General features: G+C 71.6%; 4 protein-coding genes. 3 read left to right on the forward strand and 1 reads right to left on the reverse strand.

What is annotated here, in order from left to right; translation table 11 throughout:
* Nucleotides 1–41: 41 nt before the first annotated feature.
* Nucleotides 42–710 (reverse strand): LysR family transcriptional regulator, encoded by a 669-nt coding sequence (locus ABZ281_RS42775; protein ID WP_356663465.1) that lies wholly within the window; start codon nt 708–710, stop codon nt 42–44.
* An 81-nt stretch (nt 711–791) separates the two neighbouring features.
* On the opposite strand from ABZ281_RS42775, the gene ABZ281_RS42780 reads away from it, so the two are divergent.
* The 3 genes from ABZ281_RS42780 (at nt 792) to ABZ281_RS42790 (ending at nt 3206) form a co-directional block, all read left to right on the forward strand.
* On the forward strand, nt 792–1460 hold the full coding sequence (locus ABZ281_RS42780; RefSeq protein ID WP_356663467.1) for an MOSC domain-containing protein: 669 nt from the start codon (nt 792–794) through the stop codon (nt 1458–1460).
* Between the two features lie 94 nt (nt 1461–1554).
* Nucleotides 1555–2328 carry an SDR family oxidoreductase gene (locus ABZ281_RS42785; protein WP_356663469.1) on the forward strand — a complete coding sequence of 258 codons (774 nt, stop codon included), beginning with the start codon at nt 1555–1557 and terminating at the stop codon, nt 2326–2328.
* A 170-nt stretch (nt 2329–2498) separates the two neighbouring features.
* Nucleotides 2499–3206 carry an ester cyclase gene (locus tag ABZ281_RS42790; RefSeq protein WP_356663471.1) on the forward strand — a complete coding sequence of 236 codons (708 nt, stop codon included), beginning with the start codon at nt 2499–2501 and terminating at the stop codon, nt 3204–3206.
* The last annotated feature ends 260 nt before the right edge of the window (nt 3207–3466 follow it).

The following is a 3466-nucleotide window of genomic DNA, read 5'->3' on the forward strand; positions in this document are numbered from 1 at the left end:
CCTGGTCCGCCACGACGGTGGCCGCCCCCGTACACCCGCGATCATCGCCTCCGTCGCCGCCGCCGTGCTGCGCACACCTCGATCAGCTGTCCGCGGCAGCGCGGGCAGCCCGCGATCCACGGCTCCTCGGTGAGCTCGCCGATGTCGACGGACTCCGCGCCCACGAGCCGGTGCCGTTCCGGCACGAGCGCGACGAGCCGGTCCGACAGCAGCGGCCGTACGACGAGGTCGTCCCACTCCTCCGCGCCCGCCGCCCCCTCGTAGCGGAAGGCGAGCGCCACGTCGCAGTCGCCCTCGCGCAGCAGGCCCACGGAGGCGGGCGGCTCGGCCTCCTCCAGGGAGACGCGGGTGCCGGGGTGCGCCTCGCGCAGCGCGGCGAGGGCCGTGGGGACCAGGGTGGAGCTGCCGCTGGGGAAGGAGACGAGCCGGACCCGGCCCGCACGCAGCCCGGCGATGGCTGCGACCTCCTCCTCCGCGGCCGTGAGCCCGGCGAGGATCCCGGAGGCGTGCCGCACCAGGGCCTCGCCGGCCTGGGTCAGGCGCATCTCCCGTCCGGTGCGGATCAGCAGCGGTGTGCCGACGGAGGTCTCCAGGGCCTTCATCTGCTGACTGACGGCGGGCTGGGTGCAGCCCAGCTCGCGGCCCGCGGCGGAGAAGGAGCCGGTGGTCGCGACGGCGCGCAGGACACGGAGATGACGAGCTTCGATCACCCTTTGAGGATAAGCGACCCTTTGATGGCGATGCGAATAATGCGTCGACGCTTTGGGGTGCGGTCGCCTACCGTGCGGTGCATGAAGCTTCTGTCTGTGAATCTGGGCCGTGCCGAGGCTGTGCCCTACGCGGACGCCCCGGGGGGCGTGACCGGGATCGACAAGCGGCCGATGGACGGGCCGGTGCGGGTGTCCGCGCCCGGGCCCAAGGGTCTTGCCGGGAGCGGACTGGCCGGGGACGCGGTGTGCAAGCGGGAGCACCACGGCGGCGACGACCAGGCGGTGTACGCCATGGCCCGCGAGGACCTGGACGAGTGGGAGCGCGAGCTGGGCCGGACACTGGCCGACGGCGCGTTCGGCGAGAACCTCACGACCCGGGGACTGGACGTGTCCGGTGCCCTGATCGGCGAGCGCTGGCGGGTCGGTCCCGAGGTGGTGCTGGAGATCACGTCCGGGCGGATTCCGTGCCGCACCTTCCAGGGCCACATGGACGAGAAGGGCTGGGTGAAGCGGTTCACGCAGCGGGGGGCGCCGGGGGCGTATCTGCGGGTGATCGTGCCCGGGGAGATCCGTGCGGGCGATGCCGTCGAGATCGTGCACCGGCCCGGCCACGACGTGACCGTGGCCCTGCAGTTCCGGGCGGTGACGACCGAGCGGACGCTGCTGCCGCGGCTGCTGGCGGCGGGCGAGGCCCTGCACCCGGAACTGCTGCGGACGGCACGGGAGTACCAGGAGAAGTACGGGGCCTGACCGCCGCTCACCACGCCTGTCTCCACCGACCCTTCACCACGGACGGCCCCACGGGGAAGCGGATGCACCCAGTCCGGGTCACTACCCTTCTGCCATGACAACGGCTCTGATTACGGGATCGACGGCAGGCATCGGAGCCGCGTTCGCGCGGCGACTGGCGGCGGACGGGCACAACCTGGTGCTGGTGGCCCGCGACACCAAGCGGCTGAGGGAACAGGCGACCGAGCTGCACGACCGGCACGGCATCGAGGCGGAGGTCCTGACGGCCGACCTGGCCGAGGACAAGGGGATCGAGGCGGTGGCCGGACGCCTCGGCGACCGCAAGAACCCCGTCGACCTCCTGATCAACAACGCCGGATTCGGCAACAAGGGCCGCTATCTCGACGTCTCGATGGCCGACGAGCTGCGGATGCTGAAGGTGCACTGTGAAGCGGTGCTGCGGCTGACGTCGGCGGCGACCGAGGCCATGCGGGAGCGGGGCCGGGGCGGCGTGGTCAACGTCGCGTCGGTGGCCGCCTTCGTCCCCCGGGGCACCTACGGCGCGTCCAAGGCCTGGGTCGTGCAGTTCACCCAGGGCGCGGCGCGCGACCTGGCCGGCAGCGGCGTACGGCTGATGGCCCTCTGCCCGGGGTTCGTGCGCACCGAGTTCCACGACCGGGCCGGGATGGGCACCGACAACATCCCGGGCTGGATGTGGCTCGACGCGGACAAGCTGGTGGCGGCGGCGCTGCACGACCTGGCGCGCGGCAAGACGCTGTCCGTCCCGGACCCGCGCTACAAGGCGCTGATGGGCGCGGCGAAGCTGGTGCCGCGGGGGATGCTGGGGGCGGTGTCCTCCAGGACGGGGCGAAAGTACGGGCCGCAGTAGGCGCGGCGATCGCGCTCCGCCCGCTCCCCTTCCCTCGTGAGCTCGCAAGCTCACGACTCACGAGCTCACGACTCACGAGCTCACGAGCTCACGAGCCGAGAGGCACCCGGGCATTCCCCTTGGGACAATGAAGCTGTTCAGCCGGACCCAGGGGGGCCGGAGGCGAGGCCATGACCTTCGTACAGCTCATCGAATGCAGGACCAGCCGGCTCGACGAGATGAACCGGCTGATGGACCGGTGGGTCGAGCAGACCCAGGGGAAGCGGACCGCTTCGCACAGTGTGGTGGCGAAGGACCGGGCCGACGCGTCGCACATCGTGGAGATCGTGGAGTTCCCGTCGTACGAGGAGGCGATGCGCAACTCCGGGCTGCCGGAGACCGACCGGATCTTCCAGGACATGGTGGCGCTCTGCGAGGAGACGCCGACCTTCACGGACCTGGACGTGGTGCGGGACGAGCAGCTGTACGCGGCCACCGCGCGCAGGTTCTTCGAGCTCTTGCCCGGCCAGGGGGACGCTCCGCCGATGAACGACGTGTTCATCGAGGACTACCACGACCACGATCCCGCCAATGTGCAGGACACCATCGGGCTGGACGCGATGCGCCGCGAGGTGGAGGTGTGGCGGGGCGGGTTCGACTTCTCGTTCACCATCGAGGACCAGATGGCGCAGGGGGACCGGGTCTGCACCCGGTGGACCTTCCGCGGCCGTCACACCGGCGACTTCCTGGGAATCCCGCCGAGCGGGCAGGACGTCACCATGACCGGCACGACCGTCCACCGCTGCACCCCGGACGGGAAGATCGCCGAGGGCTGGTGGCAGTACGACCGGCTGGGGCTGATGCAGCAGTTGGGGGCGCTGGATCCTGCGGAGCTCTGACTCCGCGCCGCTGGGTCTCCCGTCGTCCGGCTCGCGGTGCCCTGCGGAATGGTGGCCCGGGCCGGTCGCCGGACCGGGCCCCCACGGCGTGGTCGCAGGGAACGCGGCTCGTCGGTGGCGGCGGGGTCCTTGCCCGGCTCGGTCTGCCACACGTGTCCACTCCGGACGGCTAGTGCCGCGGCAGGCAACGTTTGCCCGTTGAGGAGCGGCGTTTGGTGCGTGCTCTCGGCGTGCCGGCCGGAAGCCCTCGTACTGGACGT

The sequence above is a fragment of the Streptomyces sp. NPDC006265 genome (genome assembly GCF_040613555.1).
Classification (GTDB): Bacteria; Actinomycetota; Actinomycetes; order Streptomycetales; family Streptomycetaceae; genus Streptomyces.

Coding starts and splice junctions, on each gene's coding strand:
- ABZ281_RS42780 (WP_356663467.1), top strand. CDS start 792: ATGAAGCTTCTGTCTGTGAATCTGGGCCGTGCCGAGGCTGTGCCCTAC.
- ABZ281_RS42785 (WP_356663469.1), top strand. CDS start 1,555: ATGACAACGGCTCTGATTACGGGATCGACGGCAGGCATCGGAGCCGCG.
- ABZ281_RS42790 (WP_356663471.1), top strand. CDS start 2,499: ATGACCTTCGTACAGCTCATCGAATGCAGGACCAGCCGGCTCGACGAG.